The 26,577-nt window shown below is 42.1% G+C and carries 24 protein-coding genes; 5 read left to right on the top strand and 19 right to left on the bottom strand.

Annotated elements, in window-relative coordinates; translation table 11 throughout:
• Positions 1 to 212: 212 nt before the first annotated feature.
• Positions 213 to 2,138 (top strand): fructose-1,6-bisphosphatase, encoded by a 1,926-nt coding sequence (gene fbp, locus KXD37_RS06290; RefSeq protein WP_263463416.1) that lies wholly within the window; start codon positions 213 to 215, stop codon positions 2,136 to 2,138.
• 734 nt (positions 2,139 to 2,872) lie between these two features.
• Here the strand turns inward: fbp and KXD37_RS06285 are convergent.
• The 4 genes from KXD37_RS06285 to KXD37_RS06270 all read right to left on the bottom strand — a co-directional run bounded on the left by KXD37_RS06285 (position 2,873) and on the right by KXD37_RS06270 (position 7,100).
• On the bottom strand, positions 2,873 to 4,963 hold the full coding sequence (locus KXD37_RS06285; protein ID WP_263463415.1) for an RNA-directed DNA polymerase: 2,091 nt from the start codon (positions 4,961 to 4,963) through the stop codon (positions 2,873 to 2,875).
• A 109-nt stretch (positions 4,964 to 5,072) separates the two neighbouring features.
• The gene (locus tag KXD37_RS06280) at positions 5,073 to 6,329 is read right to left on the bottom strand and encodes a reverse transcriptase domain-containing protein (protein ID WP_223061515.1); all 1,257 of its coding nucleotides are present in this window, start codon (positions 6,327 to 6,329) and stop codon (positions 5,073 to 5,075) included.
• Between the two features lie 40 nt (positions 6,330 to 6,369).
• On the bottom strand, positions 6,370 to 6,849 hold the full coding sequence (gene rlmH / locus KXD37_RS06275) for a 23S rRNA (pseudouridine(1915)-N(3))-methyltransferase RlmH (RefSeq protein ID WP_044429977.1): 480 nt from the start codon (positions 6,847 to 6,849) through the stop codon (positions 6,370 to 6,372).
• A gap of 80 nt (positions 6,850 to 6,929) precedes the next feature.
• Positions 6,930 to 7,100, bottom strand: a complete 171-nt coding sequence (locus tag KXD37_RS06270) for a CxxH/CxxC protein (RefSeq protein WP_003236479.1) — start codon at positions 7,098 to 7,100, stop codon at positions 6,930 to 6,932.
• Between the two features lie 183 nt (positions 7,101 to 7,283).
• Between KXD37_RS06270 and KXD37_RS06265 the strand changes: the two genes are divergently transcribed.
• Positions 7,284 to 7,682: a hypothetical protein gene (locus KXD37_RS06265; protein WP_263463414.1), complete on the top strand. Its 399-nt coding sequence runs from the start codon at positions 7,284 to 7,286 to the stop codon at positions 7,680 to 7,682.
• Positions 7,683 to 7,714: 32 nt separating this feature from the next.
• On the opposite strand, the gene fdhA is transcribed toward KXD37_RS06265, so the two are convergent.
• The 6 genes from fdhA to KXD37_RS06235 all read right to left on the bottom strand — a co-directional run bounded on the left by fdhA (position 7,715) and on the right by KXD37_RS06235 (position 12,167).
• Positions 7,715 to 8,941 carry a formaldehyde dehydrogenase, glutathione-independent gene (gene fdhA, locus KXD37_RS06260; protein WP_263463413.1) on the bottom strand — a complete coding sequence of 409 codons (1,227 nt, stop codon included), beginning with the start codon at positions 8,939 to 8,941 and terminating at the stop codon, positions 7,715 to 7,717.
• 62 nt (positions 8,942 to 9,003) lie between these two features.
• A complete protein-coding gene (locus KXD37_RS06255) occupies positions 9,004 to 9,174 on the bottom strand; it encodes a hypothetical protein (RefSeq protein WP_010332581.1) in 171 nt (56 codons plus the stop codon).
• A 207-nt stretch (positions 9,175 to 9,381) separates the two neighbouring features.
• The gene (locus KXD37_RS06250) at positions 9,382 to 9,618 is read right to left on the bottom strand and encodes a YbeF family protein (protein WP_263463412.1); all 237 of its coding nucleotides are present in this window, start codon (positions 9,616 to 9,618) and stop codon (positions 9,382 to 9,384) included.
• A gap of 18 nt (positions 9,619 to 9,636) precedes the next feature.
• Entirely contained in the window at positions 9,637 to 10,800 is a 1,164-nt protein-coding gene (locus tag KXD37_RS06245) for a hypothetical protein (protein ID WP_263463411.1), read from the bottom strand.
• 10 nt (positions 10,801 to 10,810) lie between these two features.
• On the bottom strand, positions 10,811 to 11,548 hold the full coding sequence (locus KXD37_RS06240) for a YiiX/YebB-like N1pC/P60 family cysteine hydrolase (RefSeq protein WP_263463410.1): 738 nt from the start codon (positions 11,546 to 11,548) through the stop codon (positions 10,811 to 10,813).
• A gap of 148 nt (positions 11,549 to 11,696) precedes the next feature.
• Positions 11,697 to 12,167 carry a GNAT family N-acetyltransferase gene (locus tag KXD37_RS06235; RefSeq protein ID WP_263463409.1) on the bottom strand — a complete coding sequence of 157 codons (471 nt, stop codon included), beginning with the start codon at positions 12,165 to 12,167 and terminating at the stop codon, positions 11,697 to 11,699.
• Positions 12,168 to 12,276: 109 nt separating this feature from the next.
• Here KXD37_RS06235 and KXD37_RS06230 point away from each other — a divergent pair, with 109 nt between their 5' ends.
• A complete protein-coding gene (locus KXD37_RS06230) occupies positions 12,277 to 13,374 on the top strand; it encodes a Rap family tetratricopeptide repeat protein (protein ID WP_010332586.1) in 1,098 nt (365 codons plus the stop codon).
• Positions 13,375 to 13,491: a Phr family secreted Rap phosphatase inhibitor gene (locus KXD37_RS06225; RefSeq protein ID WP_010332587.1), complete on the top strand. Its 117-nt coding sequence runs from the start codon at positions 13,375 to 13,377 to the stop codon at positions 13,489 to 13,491.
• Between the two features lie 39 nt (positions 13,492 to 13,530).
• Here the strand turns inward: KXD37_RS06225 and rocF are convergent, their stop codons facing one another.
• The 3 genes from rocF to rocD all read right to left on the bottom strand — a co-directional run bounded on the left by rocF (position 13,531) and on the right by rocD (position 17,327).
• A complete protein-coding gene (gene rocF / locus KXD37_RS06220) occupies positions 13,531 to 14,421 on the bottom strand; it encodes an arginase (RefSeq protein WP_010332588.1) in 891 nt (296 codons plus the stop codon).
• 73 nt (positions 14,422 to 14,494) lie between these two features.
• Positions 14,495 to 15,898: an amino acid permease gene (locus tag KXD37_RS06215; RefSeq protein WP_229148254.1), complete on the bottom strand. Its 1,404-nt coding sequence runs from the start codon at positions 15,896 to 15,898 to the stop codon at positions 14,495 to 14,497.
• 223 nt (positions 15,899 to 16,121) lie between these two features.
• Positions 16,122 to 17,327, bottom strand: coding sequence for an ornithine aminotransferase (gene rocD, locus KXD37_RS06210; protein WP_024123511.1), 1,206 nt, complete (start codon positions 17,325 to 17,327; stop codon positions 16,122 to 16,124).
• 240 nt (positions 17,328 to 17,567) lie between these two features.
• On the opposite strand from rocD, the gene rocR reads away from it, so the two are divergent.
• Positions 17,568 to 18,950 (top strand): arginine utilization regulatory protein RocR, encoded by a 1,383-nt coding sequence (gene rocR, locus KXD37_RS06205; RefSeq protein WP_024123512.1) that lies wholly within the window; start codon positions 17,568 to 17,570, stop codon positions 18,948 to 18,950.
• A 443-nt stretch (positions 18,951 to 19,393) separates the two neighbouring features.
• On the opposite strand, the gene htrC is transcribed toward rocR, so the two are convergent.
• The 6 genes from htrC to walR form a co-directional block, all read right to left on the bottom strand.
• Positions 19,394 to 20,593, bottom strand: a complete 1,200-nt coding sequence (htrC, locus tag KXD37_RS06200) for a serine protease HtrC (protein ID WP_263463408.1) — start codon at positions 20,591 to 20,593, stop codon at positions 19,394 to 19,396.
• Between the two features lie 81 nt (positions 20,594 to 20,674).
• Positions 20,675 to 21,469, bottom strand: coding sequence for an MBL fold metallo-hydrolase (locus KXD37_RS06195; RefSeq protein ID WP_024123515.1), 795 nt, complete (start codon positions 21,467 to 21,469; stop codon positions 20,675 to 20,677).
• 14 nt (positions 21,470 to 21,483) lie between these two features.
• Positions 21,484 to 22,329 carry a two-component system regulatory protein YycI gene (locus KXD37_RS06190; protein ID WP_024123516.1) on the bottom strand — a complete coding sequence of 282 codons (846 nt, stop codon included), beginning with the start codon at positions 22,327 to 22,329 and terminating at the stop codon, positions 21,484 to 21,486.
• Positions 22,316 to 23,683 (bottom strand): two-component system activity regulator YycH, encoded by a 1,368-nt coding sequence (yycH, locus tag KXD37_RS06185; RefSeq protein WP_106019951.1) that lies wholly within the window; start codon positions 23,681 to 23,683, stop codon positions 22,316 to 22,318. Before yycH ends, KXD37_RS06190 begins: the two co-directional genes overlap by 14 nt.
• On the bottom strand, positions 23,673 to 25,508 hold the full coding sequence (walK, locus tag KXD37_RS06180) for a cell wall metabolism sensor histidine kinase WalK (protein WP_044160205.1): 1,836 nt from the start codon (positions 25,506 to 25,508) through the stop codon (positions 23,673 to 23,675). The genes yycH and walK overlap by 11 nt, the downstream gene beginning before the upstream one ends.
• Before the next feature lie 6 nt (positions 25,509 to 25,514).
• The gene (walR, locus tag KXD37_RS06175; protein WP_010332599.1) at positions 25,515 to 26,222 is read right to left on the bottom strand and encodes a cell wall metabolism DNA-binding response regulator WalR; all 708 of its coding nucleotides are present in this window, start codon (positions 26,220 to 26,222) and stop codon (positions 25,515 to 25,517) included.
• Between the last annotated feature and the right edge of the window lie 355 nt (positions 26,223 to 26,577).

Here is a 26,577-nt window from a genome sequence, read left to right as displayed (position 1 = left end):
AACCAGATTTGTATTGAATCTGGTTTTTTGTGTTTCATTTTATCCTCACTCATTTCGCCACCCTCTTTTCCTCATTTTCATTGTCTCTAAAAGGAGTTATGCGTTACTATCATATAAGGTCCAATGATGAAAAATAATGACATACTTTTAAATTAACCTGATATGCACATGCTCATAAATAGGGGTTTATTCTAAAAAGGGGATGGACGGTTTTGGAAAGCAAGTACTTAGATTTACTCGCACAAAAATATGATTGTGAAGAAAAAGTGGTAACGGAAATCATTAATTTGAAAGCGATACTGAACCTGCCAAAAGGCACCGAGCATTTTGTCAGTGATTTGCACGGGGAATATCAGGCATTCCAGCACGTGCTGCGTAATGGTTCAGGACGAGTCAAAGAGAAGATACGCGACATTTTCAGCGGTGTCATTTACGATAGAGAAATTGATGACTTAGCAGCATTGGTCTATTATCCGGAAGACAAATTGAAGTTAATCAAACATGATTTTGATGCGAAAGAAGCGTTAAACGAGTGGTATAAAGAAACGATTAACCGAATGATTAGGCTTGTTTCTTATTGCTCCTCGAAGTATACCCGCTCCAAACTGCGTAAAGCACTGCCTGCCCAGTTTGCTTATATTACGGAGGAGCTGCTATACAAAACAGAACAAGCTGGCAACAAGGAGCAATATTACTCCGAAATCATTGACCAGATCATTGAACTTGGCCAAGCCGATAAGCTGATCACCGGTCTTGCTTACAGCGTTCAGCGATTGGTGGTCGACCATCTGCATGTGGTCGGCGATATTTACGACCGCGGACCGCAGCCAGACAGGATTATGGAGGAGCTGATCAACTATCATTCTGTCGATATTCAGTGGGGAAATCACGATGTCCTTTGGATCGGCGCCTACTCCGGTTCCAAAGTGTGCCTGGCCAATATTATCCGTATCTGTGCCCGCTACGACAACCTGGATATTATTGAAGACGTGTACGGCATCAATTTAAGACCGCTGATGAATCTGGCCGAAAAATATTACGATGATAATCCAGCGTTCCGGCCGAAAGCAGACGACAACAGGCCAGAGGATGAGATTAAGCAAATCACAAAAATCCATCAAGCCATTGCCATGATCCAATTCAAGCTTGAGAGCCCGATTATCAAGAGACGGCCGAACTTTAATATGGAAGAGCGGCTGTTACTGGAAAAAATTGATTATGACAAAAATGAAATCACGCTGAACGGAAAAACATATCAGCTGGAAAACACCTGCTTTGCGACGGTTAATCCGGAACAGCCAGATCAGCTATTAGAAGAAGAAGCAGAAGTCATAGACAAGCTGCTATTCTCTGTCCAGCATTCCGAAAAGCTGGGCCGCCATATGAATTTTATGATGAAAAAAGGCAGCCTCTATTTAAAATATAACGGCAACCTGTTAATCCATGGCTGTATTCCTGTCGATAAAAACGGCAATATGGAAACGATGATGATTGAGGATAAATCGTATGCGGGCCGTGAGCTGCTCGATGTATTTGAACGATTCTTGCGGGAAGCGTTTGCCCACCCGGAAGAAACCGATGATCTGGCGACAGATATGGCTTGGTATTTATGGACAGGCGAGTATTCCTCCCTCTTCGGAAAACGCGCCATGACAACATTTGAGCGGTATTTCATTAAAGAGAAGGAAACGCATAAAGAAAAGAAAAACCCGTATTATTATTTACGCGAAGACGAGGCAACCTGCCGAAACATCCTGGCAGAATTCGGCCTCAATCCAGATCATGGCCATATCATCAACGGCCATACACCCGTAAAAGAAATCGAAGGAGAAGATCCAATCAAAGCAAACGGAAAAATGATCGTCATCGACGGCGGCTTCTCCAAAGCCTACCAATCCACAACAGGCATCGCCGGCTACACGCTGCTATACAACTCCTACGGCATGCAGCTCGTCGCCCATAAACACTTCAACTCCAAGGCAGAAGTCCTAAGCACCGGAACCGACGTCTTAACGGTGAAACGATTAGTGGACAAAGAGCTCGAGCGGAAGAAAGTGAAGGAAACGAATGTGGGTGAGGAACTGCTGCAGGAGGTTGCGATTTTGGAGAGTTTGCGGGAGTATCGGTATATGAAGTGAAGGGAATATAGAGTTCAGAAATGATGATATGCTCCCCTAAAGGTAGACAGATGGAATAAAAAACCTGTTTGTTTTTGGGGAGTTTTTTCACGGCCGGAAAATAGTACTTAAAAGAATAAAAACTAAATATACTTTCAGAATGTGATTAGGGAATGCTTCGGTGAAAGAGATTCAGTAAAATATGACATTCGCACCGAATGGAGTCATAACATAGCCGGCGTTAAGAGCCGGAATACTCAATACCATAAGTTCTTTATTACGGAACTGAAAAACTCTTCCGTGAATGGTTTTTTACCCGAACCGGACAACACTCTCAGTGAGATATCAGGAGAAAATACTAAAAATTTCTTGGTAAAACTGTGTTGAACAAATGGGGAAGCTATATGATGTTCATCTAACTTAAAAAATAGAGAAATTAGAAGAACACTGCTTTCCAAAAAAAGGGGATCATGCCTAACAATCAATCCTATTACAATTTAATAAATGCAGAAAAAGAACTGATCGGCACTGCTGTAACTAAAACCCACTTCAGGTCTGCAAAACAACACAGTAGGCATTCATCGAAAGAAAAAGACCAAGATAGTTCTTGGTCTTTATGTTAAATTATCACTTTATATAAATTTAAACAATATATTGAGTATCGACCGTAATAAATGAACACATTGATTTAAAGTATATTACTCAAAAAATCGTTTAGGTATCGATAGGAATCCTTTTGAGTAAAATCTTAGCATCTATCTCGAAATATTTATTGGATCTATAATATCTGGATTAAAAACTGTTCTATCCTTTGTATAAAAATAAAATTTTTTATGATAACTTTCTTTTGTGAAACTCCATTCTATAAAATGATTTTTTGATTCTAACAAATAGTCTAGTATTAAACATTTAGCCAATTCACTAGGTGTATACTCCAACTTATCTTTAGCCTTACAATTCCTTGACGTACACTCCGACTTATCTTTAACCTCACAATTACTTGACTTACACTCTAACTTATCTTTAACCTCACAAATTTTCTTTTTTATAAAATTTTTATTATTTTTGCTTAAATTCGGATAACTATAAAAAATAAATACCCACCAAGAAAATTCATCTTGAAAAAAGTCTTCCCAATTTAACTGTTCAAGTTTTCTTTTTACTATTTGATTTAAATTTCGTACAAAATTCGATAACTCAATATAATTTGTTTCGTAAAACAAACATACTGAAGCAATATGTACTGGGTTTTCTTCACTTAATATCTTATTTGTTATCTGTTTTAACAAACTATTAGATATATCTATATTATAACTCGAAATAAACAGCAACAGATCTATCCAATCGCCTGTATAATTATTAAATATATTATTTTTAAAGCTTTCGATACAGTCTTCAATTGAATGCTTTATATTTTCCTTAGTCTTAAATAACAATGTGAAAATCCTTATTACTTTTTGAGTAGAAACATATGAAACCTTTTTTGAATATATGAAAAATACCAACCTAACAAGATCATTCTCTTCCATATTTATATGCAGGGCATCACTTTTATCTTCTTCTATCTTTATTAAAATTACACTTAAAATATAAGAACAAATAAAAGAATTTTCATTTGTTTTTTTAATAAGAAAATTAATGTTATTTCTTAGTTCAACATATCTGATTTTATTTGTTTTTATTTGTTCAAAATTATTTATTGTATTTAACTTTTCAGTGGTCGTTGCAGCTTCAAGATATCCAACTTTAATCTCCTCATTTTGTTCAAACAGCTGATTATAATCTTTTAAAGGTTTCTTTACATATATAAACGCTTTATCGATTAAATTTAATATGTGTGGAAGCTCAAGAATCCATTCATTAAGGTTATCTTCCTTATCGTATATATTGACCTTAGAAGTATTTACTTTAAGTTGGTATTTATTAAGGATAAATTCTAATTTATCTTTTATTATATTAAGTGTATTTTTATTATTAGATAAAACAAAGTAATCATCGACAAATCTGAATATTTCATAATCAAGTTCTTTTGTTATATTTTCTTCAGCTAACTGTTCTATTAATTGCTGATCAATATGTATCAATAAAAATTCTGCTAAGAACCTACTTAATTCTGGTCCGATAACTATACCGTTTGTTTTTGAGCCATTTAAATTCTGCAAAAATGCATCTATGTTCTTATATATACTATTTGATTCTTTAAAGTTTTTAGAGTCATAGGTTTTATTAGAAATTAGCCATTTATAAGAGTGAGTATATATACTAGAAAAACAATTTTGTATATCAATAGTTAATAATAAATCATATTTATCTCTTGAATAAATAAACATGTTACTATTTAAAAGTTCAGTCATACTTTTAAAAGGGTAATGTTTAAAATACGTTCCTTTTGACTCCAAAGAAAGAAGTAACTGCTTTTTAGAATAGAGGTCATTTGTATAGAAAACTGTCTGATTATTATTTTTTTTATAAGTTAAGCTATTAACCCTTCTTGCTTTTCTGGTTGAAAAATCTACCTTATTGTGACTTATATTAATTAAGTCATCTTCAAATACATTAATAAAAGCCAGTGACTCAATAAGCCCGAGAGGATTTATTAAAGATAACTCTCTAAAGCCACCATTTGTTTTAGATATCTTAAATTTTAATGGTGATGAATGCCAAGTGGAATCAAAAAAAGTATCACTCTCCTTAGTTTTTTTTACAATTTTATTTACCTTATTCTTATTCTTTTGAAGATATTCATATAGAAACAAATGTGTAAAATGGTTTCCTTTTTCATAGGGGAGAAGTTCAGTAAGCAAAAAATCAATTGTTTGTCGATTAAACTTATTTTTAGATTTCATGTTTTGACTCCCATAATATTTTTTGGTATTCTTTTAATACACAATATCGAGAATATGCACTTAGCATATTCTTAAAAGAAACAGCGGAATTTCATTCCGCTGTTTCTATTTATTTTATCTTTACCAGTAATAACCTTGCTAATTCGTTATAGCTAAGACTTTCTATATTTTTTTCATTAAATTTGCTTAAATGATTTATTAAATCTTCCTTGTTAAGACCCAGTTTAGGGTGTATTAAAAAAGCCTTATTGTTTTTAAAACAAGAAATAAATTTATTGTTTTTTATTTGATTATTAATTTTAGGAGGTATTTCTATATTATTTTTTTTAAAACAATTTGTGATTTCCTCTTTAAATAATTTAAGAGTATCTCTTGTAATTAGCTTGTCTAAATTAGTTTTATGCATAAATCGTTTCAATTCTTTATAACTGTCACTTATACCTCTTACTTGCCATCGGTAATTACCATCATTATTTCTATCTCCAAAAAAAACTATTCTTTTGAAGAACAACTCTAGCCTAAAACTTAATAATTCAATATTTTCAGTTTGACCATATTCTAATATTATTGTATTAAGCTTACTAACGTGTTTTTTAAGTTTTTCCTTATCGATACCAATTTTATATTTACTTTTCCAAAATTGTCCTTTTTGAAAGCAATAGCCTAAATAACTGAATGCATAATTTGTATGGTTAGTAGAATGAAAGGCTGTTTTATCATTATTAAGCTCTAGTTTTTTCCCAAAATGCTTTTTCATTATTTTTAAAATGATTTTTTCTAAATCAGTTTTTTTACTTGTCTCATCTAAAATAATAATGCAATCATCCACATATCTTGAATAATATAATAAACCTCTATTTTTGAATTTAGATTTGACCTCTTGGTCAAATCTCATTCCACATATTTCTATCAGCGAGTTATGCAAACCTATTCCAGGTCTATAGCAATCTAATTCCTTCGTATATTTTTCAAAGAATTTGAGCTCCTTTAATCTTAGAGTAGTTGAACTAGATAATAACTTATAACTGTGAGCAGGAGACACATTATTAAAAAAATTTTTAAAGTCAAACTTGTAAATTGTATAGTATTTATATAAATGTAAATTCGGTAATAAATTCATTAATTCTGTCATTATATAAGATCTATTGGGGAATTTGATATTGTAATTAACGTTTAAGAGAATTTTGTAGTAATCTAACACTATTTGTTCTTCTAAAGAAATTGAGTATTTATCAATAACTTCTTTTTCCTTTACTTTTTTAAGTATAAAAGGTGTTATATGATCATAAGAGTTTATTATTTGTAAAATATGGGCCGGATCTTCACCGTAAATATTGGAAATTTCTTTGATTATTCTTTCTCTCATTATTTCTAACCTCTTTTTACATTTTTAATAAAAACCCCACTCACTTATGATAAGGCTCCCCACGATTAATCCGAAAAGCCCGATAAACCTGCTCCACTAGAATCAACCGCATCAACTGATGAGGAAACGTCATTTTCGAGAACGACAGCTTCTCATCCGCTCGCTTCATTACCGCGTCACTCAATCCAAGTGATCCGCCGATGACGAAGGTGACTTTGCTTTTTCCATAAGTAGCCAGCTTATCTATTGTATCGGCTAGTTCTTCGGATGTTTTCATTTTTCCTTCGATGGCGAGAGCGATGACGTGGGCGTCGGGGCTGATTTTTGATAGGATGCGGTCGCCTTCTTTGTCTTTTATGATTTTCATGTCCTGGTCGCTTAGGTTTTCCGGCGCTTTTTCGTCCGGGAGTTCGATGATGTCGATTTTTGCGTAGGCCGAAAGTCGTTTGGTGTATTCTTCAATGCCTTGCTTGAGGTATTTTTCTTTTAGTTTTCCGATTGTCACAATATTGATATTCACAGGTCATCCCCACTTTAGAAACAAGTTATTCATATATGTTGTCCACAATTGTGGATATCTTTTCTGTATTTTGTGTAAGATCATTCGTTCCCCACTATATATACTGCGGGGTCTCCACATAATTCACAGGCTGTGGATAAACTGTTAGTATGTTCGATTTTTCTGATTTCGGGCGGCAGCTCGTGGTCGTCTATGTACATATCCAGCACGGTTTCGATGTGTTCTTCACAGGAATAATACGTTTGTTTCATGTCAAATCCTCCGATGGTTTCTTGCATTTTTGCAAATATTCTCTTCCCAATATAACCTATTTATTCACATGTTAGTAGTGCTTCGGGCTGAGTTTTATCCACAAATCGACAAACAAGCTGTTGATGACTCTATTTCGCTCGTATGTTAGTTTGGTTGTAACCGATGTTTGGGGAGATCTGCATGTGCGCTTCAGATGGGTTTGGCTTTTTGTGATCATGTTGCTGCTTGCTGGGTGTCAGTCGTCTTATTGGGTGTTAGAGAAGGATCGGATCGGTGAAGGGAGTTCCGAGCTAGAATTAAACGCAAATTACCTTCAAACACATGATGAAGTGAAAGGATACCAAGTCTTCACCATATCAGAAGGCAAAAAAATGGTCGTGGTCTCTCTCGGAAGCAGCGAGAAGGATAAGAAGCTTGAGGTGTCAGTCGTCAAATTCTCGCCTAAAGAAACGATTGTGACTGTGAAGCGAAAGCCGGTTTCCGAGGAAAATGAGAAAAACCCTTATATTCTGATTGGACTGGACAAAATCGACCAAGACGAATCAGGAGATCGCTTTGAAGAAACCGATTATCAGCAATAAAGCCGGCGTTCGATTGAACCGCCGGCTTTTTTTTATTTCAATGTTCCATGCGGATCAATCACAAATTTCTTCGCCGCTCCTTTGTCAAAATCGCTGTATCCTTTTGGCGCGTCGTCCAGAGAAATGACGGTGGCGTTGACGGCTTTTGCGATTTGCGCCCTGCCGCTCAGGATCGCTTTCATCAAGTTGCGGTTGTATGTCATAGCGGGTGTTTGTCCGGTGACGAAGGTGTGGGCTTTGGCCCAGCCGAGTCCGAAACGGATTTTTAATGAGCCTGTTTTGGCGTCCGTATCCTTTGCACCGGGATCTTCGGTCACGTATAAGCCTGGAATACCGAGACTTCCACCGACCTGGGTGACATCCATGATCGAGTTCAGCACGGCGGCTGGCGCTTCTCCCTGGCTGCCGTGTCCGGACGCTTCAAAGCCGACACAGTCCACTGCGGCATCCACGGTTGGTTCACCTAGTATTTGTTCAATTTGCTCGCCGAGGCGGTCGTGTTTTTGTACGTTGACCGTTTCACAGCCGAAGCTTCTCGCCTGTGCCAGTCTGTCCTCATTCAAATCGCCGACAATGACCGTCGAGGCGCCAAGCAGCTGGGCGGAGTGCGCGGCGGCTAAGCCGACAGGTCCCGCTCCTGCGATATAAACGGTAGAACCTGTTTGCACGCCCGCTGTGTACGCCCCGTGGAAGCCGGTCGGAAAAATGTCGGACAGCATGGTTAAATCAAGAATTTTCTCCAACGCCTGTTCTTTATCCGGGAAGACCAGCAGCTGAAAATCAGCGTACGGCACCATGACGTATTCCGACTGCCCGCCGACCCAGCCGCCCATATCGACGTAACCGTAAGCCGATCCCGGCCGATCCGGATTCACATTCAGGCACACGTGCGTTTTCTGCGTTCTGCACATCACACAGCGTCCGCAGGCAATGTTGAAAGGAACGGAAACAATATCGCCTTTTTTGATAAATTCAACATCCCGTCCCGTTTCAATGACTTCTCCCGTAATTTCATGCCCGAGCACCAAGCCATCAGGCGCCGTCGTGCGGCCTCTGACCATGTGCTGGTCGCTTCCGCAAATGTTTGTGGTAATCACCTTCAAAATCACCCCGTGCTCACATTTCCGATTCACATTCGCCTTCGGAACGCCAGGCCCGTCCCTCAAGATTAACTCCGGATAGCCGATATCCTCCACCGCCACGTTTCCTTTGCCTTTGTACACAACCGCTTTGTTTCCTGTCAACGCCATTCCTCCCATTCATGTGTTTGGACTTTGCGTCCTTGAACATGACTTCGGTTCAGCATGACCCTTTCCCTTTTTCACGCCTGCTTTTTCTGTATTCTTACAACAACAAATATGCCAAGAAAGCAGCCGATAATGATTCCGATGATGTCGAACCAATCTGCTTTACCTCCGTTTAACAGGAACATCGTAGCCGCCGAAATCAGACTGATGATAACTGCCAGAAGAATGACCCGTTTGGTGCGCATATGCTTCCTCCTTTATCTGCATCCATTTTATATATTCATTTTACAGTAATTAACACCTGTTTGCTTGAAAAGGCCATTTAAGCTTTATAGTTTTGAACCATGTTTAAATGGAGGCTGGACAATGTTCTATCATTGATATGTATCAAATTGCGCAACAGAAAAAAGAGACTTCACAAGTCTCTTCATAAACAGTGGTCAGTTGAATAATCATTTCCTGAGAAATAATGTGACAATACTGGCTGCTAACGCAATTGCAGTATAAAGCATAACCCAAAACATGAATGAACTGTTGCCAGAGGCTAACGTAAACAACAATATCAAACTCGCAATAAGCACGATGAGCGGACCCATCCAAACTTTCTTACATATGAAATAACCCGCTGCACCAATTACGCCTGACATCATCGGAAAAACAAAAACGATGAGCAGTATAACGGCTCCCAAGTCGGAACCCCCTTCACCTTAAAAATTCTTCATCATCTCAAAATCATACAGCTTCAAATGACTCTTCGGCGCCACAATCTCCTTTACCTTCCCGATCTCTTTTTCCTTCACTTTCTTTCCGGTTTTCAGGCTGTATTGTTCAATGTATGCAGGCTGGTTGTAGGTGTATGTGAAGAAATAGAGGCTGCTGCCTTTTTGGGTGATTTCTTTGAAATCGGACTTCATTTTTTCTGGGGAAAGGGCGAAGGCAATCCGGCTTTTTCCTGTCTTTGCATCGATCTTGTATACCTTTCCGAAGCCGTCAATGAAATACAGGGACCCGTGATACGAGAAAAAGCTTTTTTTGAAGCTGAACGGCATAGAGCTGTATATTGTTTGCTCGTCGTTTTTGTATTCGGCGATATCGTAAAGCTCCACCTTGCCGTTTTTCTTATTAATTTTCACCATTTGATAGAGATTGCTGGCTTTTTGCCCCCGAACCATCACATATACAGCTTGATCGTCCGCAGCAAGCTGAGACTCGATTGAGGCTCCTTCCCGATACTGCCATTCCGTGATGGCGTGATAGGTAAGCTTCTTTTGATCGGCCTGAATCTGAAGGAGCTGATAGCCTTTCTCGTCGTCTGTCGGGACAAGTGCGGAAATGGCGCCACTGTGAAAACCTGAGGCTCGGATGTAGTAGGGGATGACGTCTTTTTTCCACTCCCCGTCCAACTGGCGGTACAGCTCTGAGCGGTACCCGTCTCCCTTTTTGTCGTAGCCGGAGTTGTAGAGGGTGTAAAAGCCGTCCGTGTTTTGCAGAAACCCCGCGCTGTCGCCTGTATGCTGATAGGCTCTTTTATGGGATTGCAAGCCGTTTTTGATCGTGAAAATCGTGTGTTTGTCCTCCAGCATCACACTGTCGTCATGAACCTTGGCGGAACCCAGCTCAAGGCCCTTCATCTGAAATGAAGACAGCGTCCCGTCTTGGCTGATAAACAGGGCATAGCTTTTCCCGCCGCCGAATGCATCTTGATCTGCAGAGGTTGAGAAATACAGCAGGACTTCTTTGTCGGTCAGAAATTCAGGGTCTCGGAGATCCTGCTGACTCACGGCTTTATGGCTTTTGAGAGGAGAAACGAAGACAAATAGTGCGATTCCTGCGAGAATCAGCATGACAATAGTGATCATCCATTTTTTCATATCTGTCTCCCTAATTGATCGTCATGACGGTTGTCGTATAGGAAGAACTTGTGATGTCGCGCGGGTAAACGCCTAATCCTTTATTGCTGTCGATATCAATGCCGGCTTTTAGCAAAAATGCAGACCATAGGAGCTTCGAACAGTTTTTGGCGCCGTCATGGCCGGTATTTCTGTTATTGACGAAGTTAAATGAATATGGGTCGCCGACTCTTGATACCGCCCAGTCGGCAGCGGATGTTTTTTTAGATGAGGTGACGTTGACTGTTTGTACGATGGAGTTGTCTTCCACGTCTCTGGCATTATAAGCGATCTGCCTGACGCCGTCGCTTGGAACCGATTCAACAATCTTGTCAGCGGCGGAGTACATGCCGACGTGGCCATGGTTGTAGTAGGCTGTGTAGGAGTTGGTGTAGTAGATGTTTCCTTTCGTGCTAGTGGGAAGTTTTTTCGTACCGGATGAGCCGCCCATCACGGACATGCCGCTTTCCTTGGCGAGCTGGTCTCCTTCTGCTTTATCGGCGGTGATTTCCTTGTAAAACTGTTTGAGAATCACATCGGTCTTTACGCGCTGCTGTTTGGCAATCTGGCTGGCGGATTTTGTGATTTCTTCTGCGGTCGTGCCTGGCTGAAGCGCTGCGATTTCTTCAGCATAGTTCGTGGTCCTTGCAGCTTTTGCGGGAGAAACAAACAGGCCGACGCACATTGTAAGCGCTACCAAAATAATTGATACCTTTTTCTTCATACTCATGACATCTCCTCTTTTCATGTGTGTAGGAAAGATGCTTTCCTTTATCAACATTATATTAGGGAAATGTGGAAGGTAACTAGGTGATTTACAGAATTTTTAGAAATCATTTACAGGAAGGTTGTCTCACAAAAAAGGGCCTTCCCCAGGCCTAAAGCTTCTTACTCATGATCACATCAGTCTCCTGAAATCCAGTTTGCTCATACAGCCGCCTTGCCGTCTCATTGTGAGCGAATACGTGGAGAGACAGCTTTCGAATGCCCATGTTTCCTGCCATCTCATCCAGTGCGTTCAAGGCTTGCTTCGCAAAACCTTTTCCCCGATATGATTCATACAATCCGAAATCGTAAATAAACGCTTCCTGCTGCGGGTGTTCCGGTTCTGCGTGAATCCAGAGCCAGCCAGCCGTTTCCTTACCGTTCAGGATGATACTCCACAGATGGTGATGATGCGTGTGCAGCCCATTCGGCAGCAAATCAGAGAAAGTCTGTTTGGACAAAAGCATGGCCTCTTCAGGGAGCCACGATCCTGCCTTTATCTTTTCTTTTGCATAATGCTTAGTCGTGTATGTCAGATAGGATCGAAATTCCTCGGCTTGCATAGGTGTCAGCATAATGGTCATATCGCCTCTCCTTTATTTATTGACTAGAGGATTTTACATAAAATAGAAGGAGGTGTTACTATCATGATAAGCAATGAGATTGATAAATGAATAGAGAAGGGAGTTTCAAATGAATAAGATTGCACCTGCAGAAATCGCTAACATGCTCAACGATTGGTACCTTGCGATCAAGAAACATGAAGTTGAAGAGTCCGCCCGTATCTTTGAAGAAGTGAAGCCTTTATTGGATGATATGGAAGAGGATCAGGAGGTGCTTGCCTACTTCTCCTTATTAGAACTGCGACATAAAGTATTGCTTCATGAAGCGAGAGGGCTGGGCTTTCAGCATGAGGAGTCTCCTCATATGAATGCTACGTCAGACATGCTGAAATATTACTTTTTTCTGTTTGAAGGCATGTATGAAGCCTATAAAAATCATTACGAAATTGCCATCGGGCTCTATAAAGAAGCGGAGCAGTATCTCAGCAACATCCCCGATCCGATCGAAAAGGCCGAATTTCATCTGAAGGTCGGAAAGCTCTATTATAAGCTGGGACAAAATATTGTGTCTCTCAACCATACACGGCAAGCGGTCAAAACCTTCAGAGAAGAAACGGATTACAAAAAGAAACTCGCCTCCGCGTTAATTACGATGTCAGGCAATTTTACCGAGATGAACCAGTTTGAAGAGGCGGAAAGCTATTTGGATGAAGCCATTCGCATGACGAGAGAATTAGAGGACCATTTTTTTGAAGCCCAGCTTTTACATAACTTTGGACTTCTCCATGCCCAAAGCGGAAAATCAGACGAGGCGATCTCAAAATTAGAAGAGGCGTTACAGAACGAAGAATACGCCCGATCTGCCTATTACTATCATTCTGTTTACTTGCTGATACGAGAGCTGTTTAAGACGGAAAAGAAAGAACAGGCCCTAGCTTATTACCAAAATTTGAAGGAAAAATTAAATACTGAGCCGAATAAGGTATGTGAGGCAAAAATTGATATTTTATATGCCATTTACGCAGAAGGAGGTCATGCGGAAACGTTTCACTTATGCAAAGAACATATGGATGTGTTGATGTCGGAGAGAGAATACGACAGTGTAAGAGAACTTTCCATTTTGGCTGGCCAACGGTATAGGGAAAATGAGCTTTACAAAGAAGCTGCCCACTTTTTTTATGAAGCATTACAGATTGAAGAACTCATTAAACAAACGGAGGTTATGTAAATGAAAAAATTTCTAATTGGCGCAGGCGTTGCAGCAGTGATTTTATCCGGCTGGTTTATTGCAGATCATCAATCCCACTCACAAGAGATGAAAGTCGCTGAGAAAATGATTGGATAATAAAAAAACCCCCGCTGGGATGCGGGGGTTTTCACATGTCTACAGCAACTTCTTCCCTAACAGGGATTCTACAAGCTCTACTGCTGTTTGGCCAGTCTTGTTTTCATGATCAAGGATCGGGTTGACCTCAACGAATTCAGCTGAGGTGATGATGCCTGCGTCATACAGCATTTCCATAGCCAGGTGGCTTTCGCGGTAGCTGATGCCGCCGACGACAGGGGTTCCGACACCCGGTGCGTCGTTTGGATCAAGTCCGTCCAGATCAAGACTGAGATGGACGCCGTCGCAGTCTGACAAATAATCGAGGGTTTCTTCGATCACCTTTGTCATGCCGAGACGGTCGATTTCATGCATCGTGTACACCTTCATGCCGCTTTCCTTAATATACTGGCGCTCTCCTTCATCAAGTGACCGGGCGCCGATAATGACGACATGTTCCGGTTTGATTTTAGGCGCGTAGCCTTCAAGGTTAACCAGTGACTCGTGCCCGATGCCGAGGCTGACCGCAAGCGGCATGCCGTGAATATTGCCTGAAGGTGATGTTTCAAGCGTATTCAGGTCACCGTGCGCGTCATACCAGATGACGCCGAGCTTATCGTAATGCTTCGCTGTACCTGCGAGCGTGCCGATCGCGATACTGTGATCGCCTCCCAGAACAAGCGGGAATTTTTTCTCTTCAATCACGGTGTTCACCTTTTGAGCGAGCTTTTCGTTTCCTGCCAGTACGGAATTTAGGTTTTTCAGTTCTTCATCGTTTTTGATCTTTTCACGGCTGATCGGAATGTCACCGAGATCTTCAACCGTATAACCCATTTCTGACAGCCTCTCAATCAGATGGGCATACCGGATGGCACTTGGTCCCATGTCCACTCCGCGTCGTGCTTGTCCTAAATCCATTGGCATTCCAATAACCGAAATCGTTTTATCCATCTGTGATTCCACCTCAACATATAAGATAATGTCCTATGCGGGTTATAACAAAGATGACTTACGGACAACGTTTTTAAAGCTCTAGCTGACGATTTGCCTGCTTGCGTTTTTTAATGACGACATGATAAATGATGTAGCAAATGACCATAAACGGTACTCCGCAATACAGCGCGATACGCTGCTCCGGATCAAACGCGAGACTGATGAGAACGACTGTATTTAACGTTAGGCCGATCAGCGGAAGCACCGGATATAGCGGTGTTTTAAATTTCAAATCTTCCGTCTTGCCGCCTTCACGGATATATTTGCGTCTAAACATGATTTGGGAAAGCGAAATCGTAATCCAACCGACCTGTGCGCTCATGCCCGCCAAGGATAGAAGCACCATATATACGGTTTCAGCCTGCGCAAATTTTGTCAGAAGTGACAGGCAGGCAACAGCCATCGTTACGATTAACGCGTTCATCGGCACACCGCGTTTATTTGTCTTGCCAATCGCTTTGAAGGCCTGTCCTTCATTCGCCATCGCGAACAGGATACGTGTCGATGCGTATAGTCCTGAGTTTGCAACGGATAACAGCGCGATTAAAATCACAAAGTTCATGATGTCAGCAGCGTATGGAATTCCGATTTGCTCAAATACGACAACAAACGGACTCTCCACGACTCCCGCCTGTTTCCACGGAATCATGCCGGCAATGACAACGATTGATAGAACAAAGAAGAACAGTGTTCTCCAAACCGTCTGTCTGATTGACCGCGGAATCGTTTTTTCAGGGTTTTCACTTTCTCCCGCAGCAACCCCGATCAGCTCTGTTCCCTGGAACGCGAAGTTCACAGTAATCATTGTGATCAGCATTGCTTTTATACCGTTCGGGAATAACCCATCTTCATAAAAATGCGTCAGAAACGGTGCTTGCTCTCCGCCTTTTAGGTCAATGAAGCCGAACATAGCGGCTCCGCCGAGAATAATAAATAAAAGGATAATCAATATTTTAATGCCCGAAAACCAAAATTCAGATTCTGCAAAGGCTTTCGCGGTTATCGCATTTAAGGTAAACATGAGGGCCGCAAAGACCAGACACCAGATCCAGACCTCCACATGCGGAAACCAGCGCTGCATCAGCTGTCCCGCTGATAAAAATTCAATAGCGCATGTAACCGCCCAGCCGAGCCAGTATAGCCAGCCGAACGCAAACCCGAAGGCCGGGCTGATAAATTTTGTCGCATAGGTCTGGAAGGACCCAGACACAGGAAAGGCGACCGCAAGCTCCCCTAAGCAAAGCATGGTCAAAAACATGATAAAGCCGCCCACTAAATAAGACAGAACCGCACCGAGCGGCCCTGCTTGGTTAATGGTAAACCCGGTTCCCAGGAAGAAACCGGTTCCGATCACTCCGCCCAATGAAATCATAAACAAGTGGCGAGATTTCATTGTCCGCTGGAGCTGATTTCCGTTATCTTGGTTCGTATTCACATTCTGCACCCCTTCAGCAACTTGTATTGGATCTAAGCTGGAACATCTACATGGTGCGTATCCCAGTTTGCTGTCCAAAGAGTCTCTATCTATTTAATATAAAATTCACTTCTTCTCATAAAGATACATTATACTAAAATACTGTAGCTGAGCAAATAGGGAGTGCTAATTTTTATGTTGTAAATTTATACAAACGAAGTGAATATCCCGCCATGATGCGGATTTATGCCTTTTGCAGCACATGCTTAATTTTTTCAATCGCCCAATCCAAATCCTTTTTGGAAATGATTAATGGAGGGGCAAAACGAATGACGGTATCATGCGTTTCCTTGCATAAAAGTCCTTCATCTTTTAAACGCTCACAATACGGACGCGCCGCTTCCGTCAGTTCCACACCGATAAACAGCCCTCTGCCGCGGACTTCTTTAATGATAGGGTTATCAATGCTCTCCAGCTCTTGTTTAAAATACTCGCCAAGCTCAAGAGAACGCTCCGCCAGCTTTTCATCTTCCAGCACTTCCAGTGAGGCGATGGACACCGCACACGCCAGCGGATTTCCGCCAAATGTGGAGCCGTGTGAGCCCGGGTTAAACACGCCTAAAACGTCGCGGTCCGCCGCAATGCATGAGATCGGGAACACACCGCCGCCAAGCGCTTTCCCCAAAATGTACATATCAGGATCAATGCCATCCCAGTCACAAGCGAATGTCTTGCCTGTACGTCCGAGACCCGTCTGAATTTCATCGGCAATCAACAGCACATTCTCTTCCTTACAAATCGCCGCCGCTTCCTGCAAAAACCCTTCAGGCGGAATCACAATGCCCGCTTCGCCTTGAATCGGTTCAAATAAGAATGCCGCTGTGTTTGGCGTAATCGCCTGACGCAGCGCTTCCGCATCTCCGTAAGGGATTAGTTTGATTCCCGGAAGCATCGGACCGAATCCTCTTTTATACTCTTCTTCAGAAGAAAGAGAAACCGCCAGCATCGTCCGGCCATGGAAGTTCCCGACACATGCAATAATTTCCGCTTGATTGTCGGCTACGCCTTTCACTTCATAAGCCCAGCGCCTCGCTGCTTTTACCGCAGACTCAACCGCTTCAGCCCCCGTATTCATCGGCAGAATCATCTCTTTGCCCGTCAGCTTAGCCGCCTTTTCGTAAAACGGTCCGAGCTGATCGTTGTGAAACGCGCGAGACGTCAGCGTAATTTTATCAGCCTGATCCTTTAATGCCTGAATGATCTTCGGATGTCTGTGCCCCTGATTCACCGCAGAATAAGCACTCAGCATATCCATATATTCATTGCCTTCCGGGTCCTTTACCCAAGCACCCAGCGCTTCAGAAATAACAATCGGCAGCGGATGATAATTGTTGGCACCGTAATGAGACGTCTGATCAATAATTTCTTTGGATTTTGATAAAGCTGGCATATTTGAATTCCCCCTTGTTTTCTGTTTCAACACTATATCCTGCTTTCCCTTTTTATAAATGCAAGTTTCGTGCCAACTCGCACATTCGTGTATTTTCTACAATATTCGAGGCAAGGGTGCAAAAATATTCAGATATTTTGAGCGGGATTTTCATATAGTGCAAAATTCTTTTGCATATCCTCTCCATTCTTTTATAAAATAGAAGCAATATTAAGAAAATAAATGAGGGAGGTTTATACTTTGGTCAAAGACAGCGAATTCCTCACATTAGTGTTTCAGAGCATTTTGGATGAAATTGATGTCGGCCTGCACGTGGTGGACGAGCATGGAAACACGATTGTTTATAACAACAAAATGATGCAAATTGAAGATATGGAGAAGCAGGACGTTTTAAATAAAAACCTGATGGATGTATTTATGTTTTCGAAGCAGCAGGACAGCACACTTGTGCAAGCCCTCCAGGAAGGCAAAACGATCAAAAATGTAAAGCAAAGCTATTTCAATAATAAAGGCCAGGAAATCACGACAATCAATCATACATATCCGATCGTCCAAGACGGCAACATCAAAGGCGCTGTCGAAATTGCCAAGGACGTGACAAAGCTGGAACGCCTGATCAGAGAGAATATGCATAAAAAAGGAAACGCGACTTACACATTTGACAGCATTCTCGGCACCAGTCCGGCGATTCAGGATGTCATCGAAAATGCCAAGCGGGCGACCCGAACGTCTTCCTCGGTTCTTCTCGCAGGTGAAACCGGCACGGGAAAAGAGCTGTTCGCACAAAGTATCCATAACGGCAGCGACCGATCAAGCGGCCCGTTCATTTCTCAAAACTGTGCGGCTCTGCCTGACAGTCTGGTGGAAAGCATCCTGTTCGGTACGAAAAAAGGCGCGTTTACAGGTGCCGTTGACCAGCCTGGCTTGTTTGAGCAAGCCCATGGCGGCACACTTCTGTTAGATGAAATCAACTCACTGAATTTGAGCTTGCAGGCAAAATTGCTGCGCGCCCTGCAAGAACGGAAAATCAGACGCATTGGTTCGACCAAGGATACACCGATTGACGTGCGCATTATCGCCACGATGAACGAAGACCCGATTGATGCCATTGCGGGTGAACGAATGCGCAAGGACTTGTATTACAGGCTGAGCGTCGTGACACTGATCATCCCGCCGCTTCGGGAACGCAAAGAGGACATTTTGCTTCTCGCGTCAGAGTTCATCCAGAAAAACAACCACCTGTTTCAAATGAATGTCGAACATATCAGTGAAGATGTGAAGCAATTTTTCTTATCCTATGATTGGCCGGGAAATATTCGCGAACTTGAGCATATGATCGAGGGTGCGATGAATTTCATGACAGATGAACAAACGATTACGGCCAACCATCTGCCATATCAATACCGCATGAAAATCAAGCCGGCAGACATCTCGAAGCCGGAACCCGCAGGGCATCAGCCCGCCGCTGATTTAAAAGAAAAAATGGAGAGCTTCGAAAAATATGTGATCGAAAACATCCTTAGAAAACACGGCCATAACATTTCAAAAACCGCTCAGGAGCTCGGCATCAGCAGACAAAGCCTGCAATACCGGCTGAAGAAGTTTTCTCTGCACGCAAAATAACAATCTTCTTTACCCGAGGGGAGCCGGATCAGAAAAACCGTTCCTCTTCCGATTTCACTTTTCACTTCAATTGTCGTTTACATCTGATGATAAGGAGGAAATACCAAGGGACTGTTCAATCAGCTCAAATGAAGAAAGTGGAGAAGATGGCAAACTTCATACCTTCAATGTCCACAGCAGCAGCATGAAAGTAATGAAGTATCAGTTTCAGAAAAAACAAGTCGCCATCACAAAAGCAAAAGCACATAGCATTGCGGTCACAAATACAAAGGTACCGTGAAATCTTCTACGTTGTCGAAAGAAAACGAAAGTATTTGCAGCTGACAAGCCCTTACACACTGTTTCACGTGTAACATCCATGTATTTTCTATGGAACGGACGTAACCCCCGTTCCGTTTTTTTGCATAAAAAAACAGCCTGGCATCAGTGCCAGACTGCTTTTATTAACTTCCTAACTGATCTGCGGAGGACAGCTTCACTTCAACGGATTTTTCTTTTCCGCCGCGGTAAAACGTCACCTTCACCCGATCACCGACTCTTTTCTGATAAAGCCGCTTTCGAAGATCCACAATATCATTTATTTTTTGCCCGTCAAATTCAGTGATGACATCCAGCTCCTTGAGTCCCGCTTTTCCGGCAGGTGAAAAGGCATCTACACCCATTATCACCGCTCCATTGGTCACATGTTTAGGAAGCTTCAGTGTTTCATCCCAATGGTAGCTTGCAATATCGCTTAACGATTTCATTTCAATTCCAAGGAACGGACGCTTCACTTTGCCGTATTGCTCTAAATCCTCTATCACCGGGATCACAAGCTTAGATGGAATGGACAGGCCAATCCCTTCAACCGCTGACTCCGCGATTTTCATTGAATTGATGCCAATGACTTTTCCGTCCATATTCAACAAAGCTCCGCCGCTGTTCCCCGGGTTAATGGCCGCATCGGTTTGCAGCACCTCTGCATTCCAGTCAGGCTGACCGTCATCATTGGAATCAACCGGAATCGCCCTTTCTGTTCCCGATATAACGCCCTGTGTGACAGAACCTGCAAATTCAAGGCCTAACGGATTGCCGATCGCAATCACCGGTTCACCAGATTTCACTTTATCTGAATTGCCAAAATCAGCGACAGCTTTGATTTTATCGCTTTTCACCCGCAAAACGGCAAGATCCATCAGCTGGTCGCTGCCGACAAGCTCAGCAGACACGCGCGAACCGTCTTTTAAACTGATTTCAATTTGGGAAGCGCCCTCGATCACATGATGATTGGTCACGACATAAGCAGAGTTGTCATTTTTCTTATAGATGACGCCTGAGCCGCTCCCAGCCTCACCGCTTTCTCCCCAAATATCTGTTTTTTGAATGTTTACGACACCGACAACAGCCGGCGACACTTTGCTGACAATCTGAGTGACAGCGTTGTTCACACTGACATTCACTGTTCGAATTGATTCCCGGCCGTTGGTCTGCTGCTGATCCGCCTCGCCCGTATCAAACCCCTCATTTGAAAGGTACGGCATAATAAACGCCATCAATACAGCGCCGACAATCACCCCGATCAGGCTTGAAAGAAAATAACCTTTTTTGCTTCTCTTCGGCTGTTCAGGAGTATTATGTTCTTCCTCACGCTCGTAATCCACCATATTCCATCCTTTCAGAGAACGTTGATATGGTTATATTGTGGATTAGAAACTCCTATAATAGTCATGTTACACAAGAAAAAATTATACAGCGCAAAGCGGAGTAGCCTTTTTCGGATCGGTATCAAACAAATCAAATGTTTCGCCTGTCACAAATCCTTTGGAAGCCAATGTCTGCTGGACAGACATTCTGGCCAGCTCTTTCATATTGTTGTCCTGACTCAAATGAGCGAGGTAGATACGAGACGTCTCGTCGCCGATGACATCAGTCATCGCCAACGCAGCGTCTTCATTTGAAACGTGCCCGACGTCACTTAAAATCCGCCGCTTAATGCTCCAAGGGTATCTTCCCATTTGCAGCATGCCGACATCATGATTGCTTTCAAAAACGAACACATTCGCCGAGCGGATAATGCCCTTCATCCGGTCGCTGACATACCCTGTATCTGTCATTAACGCGAGCTTGCGCCCATTACAATGAAACACATAAAACATGGGCTCTGCCGCATCGTGAGAGACGCCAAACGATTCTACATCAAGTCCGCCAAACGACTTCACCGTCTCCATCGGAAACTCAAACTTTTGATCGGTATCAATTTTGCCGATCTGGTTCTCCATCGCCTTCCACGTCTTCTCGTTCGCATAGATCGGAAGCTTGTACTTTCTGGCGATGACGCCGAGGCCTTTAATATGGTCACTATGCTCATGCGTCACAAAAATGCCGTCCACATCATCCAGCTTACGTCCGATTTGCGCCATTAATCCGTCCATGGCTTTCCCGCTCAAACCGGCGTCCACTAAAAACGCGTGATCCTCTGTTTCCAGGTAAAACGCATTTCCCGTACTCCCGCTCGCAAGAACGCTAAATTGCAAGCTCATTTCAGTTCACTCCATTATTTTGATTGGTCTGTATCTAAAATCGTACTCTCCAAAGCATTCACAGTAAAATACTCTTGCACTTTCTTTTTCTCGCCGTTCACTTTTTTATCATACTCCACCGTAACTCTCCATACCGGAGCCAGCACCTGCGTGCTTGTCAGCGGATATTGCGCCACATAGCCGAATTTCACACTCTTTATGGTGCAGTATTCTTTTAATTGATTTTGATAGTACAATAATTCAACCGCATCAAGCTCAGTAATTAAGTTTTCCTTCTGAATCTGTTTAAAGGTTTCAAGCGTCGACTGCTCGTATGACACAACCTCGTTTTTATCGTTTAAGTGCAAAATCACTTGTCCGATCATATTAGAGGAGTTGTCAGTCTTCTGATAAATGTAATGACCTTCATACGTTTGGAAGTAAATGATTTCTTTTTTAGATTTATCCACCTTCCAAAGCTTATATTTTTCACCATCTTGAATTTTAGAAGACACAAGCGCCTGTGCATCGTCCTCTATGTTTTTCTTTGAAAGGGCAATCGGGCTCGTAAACTTCATCTTTAGGTTCGTTACTTTATGATCATCACTAGGCATATCCATCATAGGCTTTTGATCCTTGAGTGATTCAATATCATCCTTCGTGAAGACTTTTTGATTGGCTGTGATCCGATAGCCTTCTATCGCTTCTTTATCCAGACCTTCATACGTGATATGGTCTGCCTTCATGTCATGCTCTACATCATTTTTAATGACTTCATATTCTTTACTATTAGATCGCTTCTCAAAAAATTGATAGCCTAAGAAAATATCTAAAATGAGGAAGGCAACGATGAAGATTGTTTTTGTCTTATTCCACTCCATTGTCTGCCCCCTCCTTCGTCAATAATTCCTTCGTAATCGGCACCATTTTTCCGTTTATTTTCATAGCCCAAACCGGTTCAAGCTCAACAAGAGGATCATCGTTGGTTGATGTTGAGATCATCTGATACGCAGGGAAAATCTGATCAATTTTGTCCGTATCATACGCCGTTTGTTTGGACAGAAGGGCCCTCACTTCCCTGCCGCTCATCAGCTGTGTCTCACTTGTTTTAATCGGATTGGTCCCAAGACTGTAGTTCGGCCGTTTATAGCTGAGAATATCGTCATTGGCCCATTGGACGGTGATTGCCGAAGTTCCGCCAAACGGTTTAGACATGCTGTTAATGACCGGGAGCTGATCCATAAAGATATAGAAGCTCAGCTGCTGGCTGTCGTTGATATTAAAAAATTGATAGTGATCCGTCCAGCTTCCTGTATCCTCTAGGTACTTCTGGCTCTTTTTGATTAATTCACCTGTTTGATACGAAGTGCTCTGCACTAAATTACGCTGCTGGAATTGAACCTGCCGCTGGGTCAGGCTGACATCTAAACGGCTGATGCCGTCCGTCAGTACATTTCTGTTATTATAATTCGAATCTTCTCTTACAATGCTCGGATCGCTGAACAGCGCTTGTTTAAAAGTGTTTGTTTTAATTGATTCCGTGACAAATTCCTTTTTATCCATCGTAAGCGATTTGTTCGGCAGCAAAAACTCTTTCTTTGTGCCGATCGAGAACAAGCTGTACGCAGGCATATTTGATTCTTTGTTTTTTAAATCGTTCATGATATTCCGGTAGTTTGCTGATTCAACCGTCACTTCCAGAATAAGCTGCTTGCTGTAAGATACCAAATAAATCTTCTTATTCGTTTTTGTTTCATCGAATGGGATCATAATATGATCAAACGAGCTGTATTCAAACGATTGATTGGACCATTTAAACAGCGTTTGAATAATATCAATAGGTATCGTGTCACTGAATTGCAGATCAAGCTTGGCAGCAGAACCGCCTTTTCCATAAAACCAGCTCTTAAATCCGGCCTTATCATATTGATCCGATATATCTTTAATGCCTTTTACATCCCAATGCGGCAAATCTGACCAGACTTCATCATAAAGCGTTTCATCATCGACCTTATAATGAGCCCCGTCATCATGAATAAACATTTCCCGCGGTTTTACCGTTTCAGACAGCTTTTGAGTATTTTTTTCAATTTTATGCTTCTCACGCACCATAGACTCTGCTGATGACGAGTCTTCAGAAAAATTAGGCTGAAATGTCCATATGCTCCATGTGAAAACAAGACTGATGACGACGAGTACCGTAAGTAATATTGTTTTTATATTTTCACGCTTCATCCCAATCATCCTCTTGTTCCTCTTTATATGGAAGAGTAAAAGTTATCGTTGTGCCTTTTCCTTCTACACTGTCTGCCCAAATATCTCCGCCGTGCGCCTGAACCATTTCCCTGGCAATAGCAAGTCCCAGACCGGTCCCGCCGAGCTTTCTCGTTCTCGCTTTATCAACCCTGTAGAAGCGGTCAAAGACTTTTTCGACATCCTTTTTCGGAATCCCGATCCCTTCATCCTTAACGCTGATATAGAGAAGTTCTTCCTCTTCATTTACGTCAATCGAGAAGGTGACATGTCCGCCTTCAGGCGAGTATTTTAAAGCGTTGGATATAATATTATCGAGCACCTGCGTAATTTTATCCTGGTCAATCTCCACATACAGGTTTCTGTCCGGCAGATTGCGGATAAATTCCACATGCTGCTCCTTCGTCATTTCAAAACGATCAATAATGAGCGACATAAATCGGACGATTTGAATCCACTCACGATTAAATTGATAATCCTTGCTGTCAAACTTAGAAAGCTGAAGCAAATCGTTTACAAGCCGAATCATCCGCTCTGTTTCATTCTGCGTCACCATTAGGAAACGCGGTGCAATGTCTTTATTTTCCCACGCGCCTTCCGCTAATGCCTCTAAATAACTGCGCATGGTCGTAAGCGGCGTCCGCAGCTCGTGTGATACATTCGCTACAAACTCTCTGCGTTCCTGGTCAATTTTCTCCTGCTCGGTTACATCGTAAATGACAGCAATTAAACCGTCGATTTTGCCATGCTCCCTTTGAATCACGGAGAAATTGACACGAAGCACTGTCAATTCATCGTCGCGCTCAATTTCGAGCAGCATAGAGTCCTGCTGTTCGACTAAATCTTCAAAAGTATAATTCTCTTGAATCCCCAGCAGGCTTGTAATCGGCATTTCTAAGGCTGTTTCACGTGAAACGTTCAGCAGCTCCAGCGCCGGGCTGTTCAAGAGAATAATCGCGCCGTTTCGGTTTGTGGCAATAACGCCATCCGTCATATAGGCAATAACAGAGGAAAGCTTTCTGCGTTCACCCTCTGTCATTGCCTGAGCATCTTCAAGCTCTCTCGTTAAGTGATTAAACGTTGTGGCGAGCTGTCCAATTTCATCATGTCCGTACTTTCTAACCTTCCTGGAGAAATTTCCTTTCGCAAGCTCCATTGCCTGCTTCCTCATATCTGAAAGCGGGTGGGTAATGGTTCTGGCCAGAAAAATACCGAGAAGGGCTGTCAAAACGAGGGCCAAGCCAGTGCCGGAGGCCAGTATCGTGTTGATGGTCTTCATTTGGCCAAAGACATCTTCCATGCTCGCTACTACATAAATCGCTCCGACAACCTCTTGGTTTTCAGTCGTAACGGGCTTTGCGGAAATGAGGACTCTTATTTTGCTTTTCGGGTCATAATATTTTCTAGAATAAGACTGTTTCGTAGAAAAAATTCTTTTGAAAATGAGATCCGTCGTTTGTTTCCCTGCAACTTCTTCTCCATATGGCCTTGAAGAGCCTACCACTTCATAGCTTTTATCAACAAAACTAATTTCCCGAATCTCATCACTCTTCGTAAAGTCATTCAAAATACGGCTGACATCATCCTTAATGACGGTGCTGTCATTATCACTCTTATATTCCTGCTCAATATAATAAGAAAGGTTGTCGATTCGCTGATTAAGCGATTGTTCATAAGAGGTAATCAGCGACTTCTCTACCTGATTGACAAAATACACACCAATGACTTGCATCGCGATGATAATCAAAAGCACATAAATCAAGGTAATCTTAAATTGGATCGACCGAAAAAAACCAACCTTATTCATTGGGCATTAGTCCTGTTCTGGGTTTCTCAAGTAATAACCGACGCCGCGGCGTGTGACAATCCAATTTGGATGGCTCGGGTTGTCCTCAATTTTTTCACGAAGGCGGCGCACTGTTACGTCAACCGTTCTGACATCCCCAAAGTAATCGTAGCCCCATACTGTTTGCAGCAAGTGCTCACGTGTCATGACTTGTCCGATGTGTTTTGCCAGGTAATGCAGCAACTCGAACTCACGATGGGTTAATTCGATCGTTTCATCCCGTTTTGACACTACATATGCGTCAGGGAAGATCACGAGGGAGCCGATATGAATGTCGTTGGAAGATGATTCTTCCTCCGCTGGCGCTGTTGTCAGCTGGCGGCGCAAGTTCGCTTTCACACGGGCTAAAAGCTCTCGTGTGCTGAATGGTTTCGTAACATAGTCATCCGCGCCGATTTCAAGCCCGATGACCTTATCAATTTCTGAATCCTTAGCCGTCAGCATAATGATAGGCATATCGTATTTCTTTCTGACTTCACGGCATACTTCAACGCCGTCTTTATTCGGAAGCATAATATCTAAAAGAATTAAATCAGGCTGAAGCTCTTCCACCATTTCAACGGCTTCATTTCCGTCATAGGCGCAATGCACTTCATAGCCCTCTTTTCTTAAGTTAAATTCTAATATATCTGCAATCGGTTTTTCATCATCTACTACAAGGATCTTTTTATCCATCATTTTTGATTTCCTCCTGCCGAATGGTCTTCATTTCATCTATATCACATTCGTTACATCACTTATGGCCCAAATAGAACAATGGGTCCTTGTCTATTATAACGGTTTAAGGTCAAAAGATAAAAAAAATAAAGGTTTAGAAAAAAACACATTTTTCACCTTCATCCACCAGTTGTTTATCTTTTGTCATGTTTTTCAACTTTTCTTAAAAAAGATAATTTAAATGAAACCTCCCCTCACCTGCGTGCGTCATTTCATTGACGTCTTCTTCTTTGAACCGGCCGCAGGGCCGGTTCTCCCTTTTTCTTCTATTATAACACTCCGCATGTTTATCTTTTTTATAAAGAAAAAACGC

Origin of the sequence: Bacillus sp. XT-2, assembly GCF_025696525.1 — a bacterium.
Lineage (GTDB): Bacteria > Bacillota > Bacilli > Bacillales > Bacillaceae > Bacillus > Bacillus halotolerans.
Note: the sequence above shows the minus strand (reverse complement) of the source record. Positions and strands in the feature narration are given on the sequence as shown.

Excerpts from the sequence above, each read along its gene's own strand:
- KXD37_RS06285 (WP_263463415.1), bottom strand. The coding sequence starts at position 4,963 with ATGAAATCTAAAAATAAGTTTAATCGACAAACAATTGATTTTTTGCTT.
- KXD37_RS06280 (WP_223061515.1), bottom strand. The coding sequence starts at position 6,329 with ATGAGAGAAAGAATAATCAAAGAAATTTCCAATATTTACGGTGAAGAT.
- KXD37_RS06270 (WP_003236479.1), bottom strand. The coding sequence starts at position 7,100 with ATGAAACAAACGTATTATTCCTGTGAAGAACACATCGAAACCGTGCTG.
- fdhA (WP_263463413.1), bottom strand. The coding sequence starts at position 8,941 with ATGGGAGGAATGGCGTTGACAGGAAACAAAGCGGTTGTGTACAAAGGC.
- KXD37_RS06255 (WP_010332581.1), bottom strand. The coding sequence starts at position 9,174 with ATGCGCACCAAACGGGTCATTCTTCTGGCAGTTATCATCAGTCTGATT.
- KXD37_RS06245 (WP_263463411.1), bottom strand. The coding sequence starts at position 10,800 with ATGAAAAAATGGATGATCACTATTGTCATGCTGATTCTCGCAGGAATC.
- KXD37_RS06240 (WP_263463410.1), bottom strand. The coding sequence starts at position 11,548 with ATGAGTATGAAGAAAAAGGTATCAATTATTTTGGTAGCGCTTACAATG.
- KXD37_RS06235 (WP_263463409.1), bottom strand. The coding sequence starts at position 12,167 with ATGACCATTATGCTGACACCTATGCAAGCCGAGGAATTTCGATCCTAT.
- KXD37_RS06230 (WP_010332586.1), top strand. The coding sequence starts at position 12,277 with ATGAATAAGATTGCACCTGCAGAAATCGCTAACATGCTCAACGATTGG.
- KXD37_RS06225 (WP_010332587.1), top strand. The coding sequence starts at position 13,375 with ATGAAAAAATTTCTAATTGGCGCAGGCGTTGCAGCAGTGATTTTATCC.
- rocF (WP_010332588.1), bottom strand. The coding sequence starts at position 14,421 with ATGGATAAAACGATTTCGGTTATTGGAATGCCAATGGATTTAGGACAA.
- rocD (WP_024123511.1), bottom strand. The coding sequence starts at position 17,327 with ATGCCAGCTTTATCAAAATCCAAAGAAATTATTGATCAGACGTCTCAT.
- htrC (WP_263463408.1), bottom strand. The coding sequence starts at position 20,593 with ATGGTGGATTACGAGCGTGAGGAAGAACATAATACTCCTGAACAGCCG.
- KXD37_RS06195 (WP_024123515.1), bottom strand. The coding sequence starts at position 21,469 with ATGAGCTTGCAATTTAGCGTTCTTGCGAGCGGGAGTACGGGAAATGCG.
- KXD37_RS06190 (WP_024123516.1), bottom strand. The coding sequence starts at position 22,329 with ATGGAGTGGAATAAGACAAAAACAATCTTCATCGTTGCCTTCCTCATT.
- yycH (WP_106019951.1), bottom strand. The coding sequence starts at position 23,683 with ATGAAGCGTGAAAATATAAAAACAATATTACTTACGGTACTCGTCGTC.
- walK (WP_044160205.1), bottom strand. The coding sequence starts at position 25,508 with ATGAATAAGGTTGGTTTTTTTCGGTCGATCCAATTTAAGATTACCTTG.
- walR (WP_010332599.1), bottom strand. The coding sequence starts at position 26,222 with ATGGATAAAAAGATCCTTGTAGTAGATGATGAAAAACCGATTGCAGAT.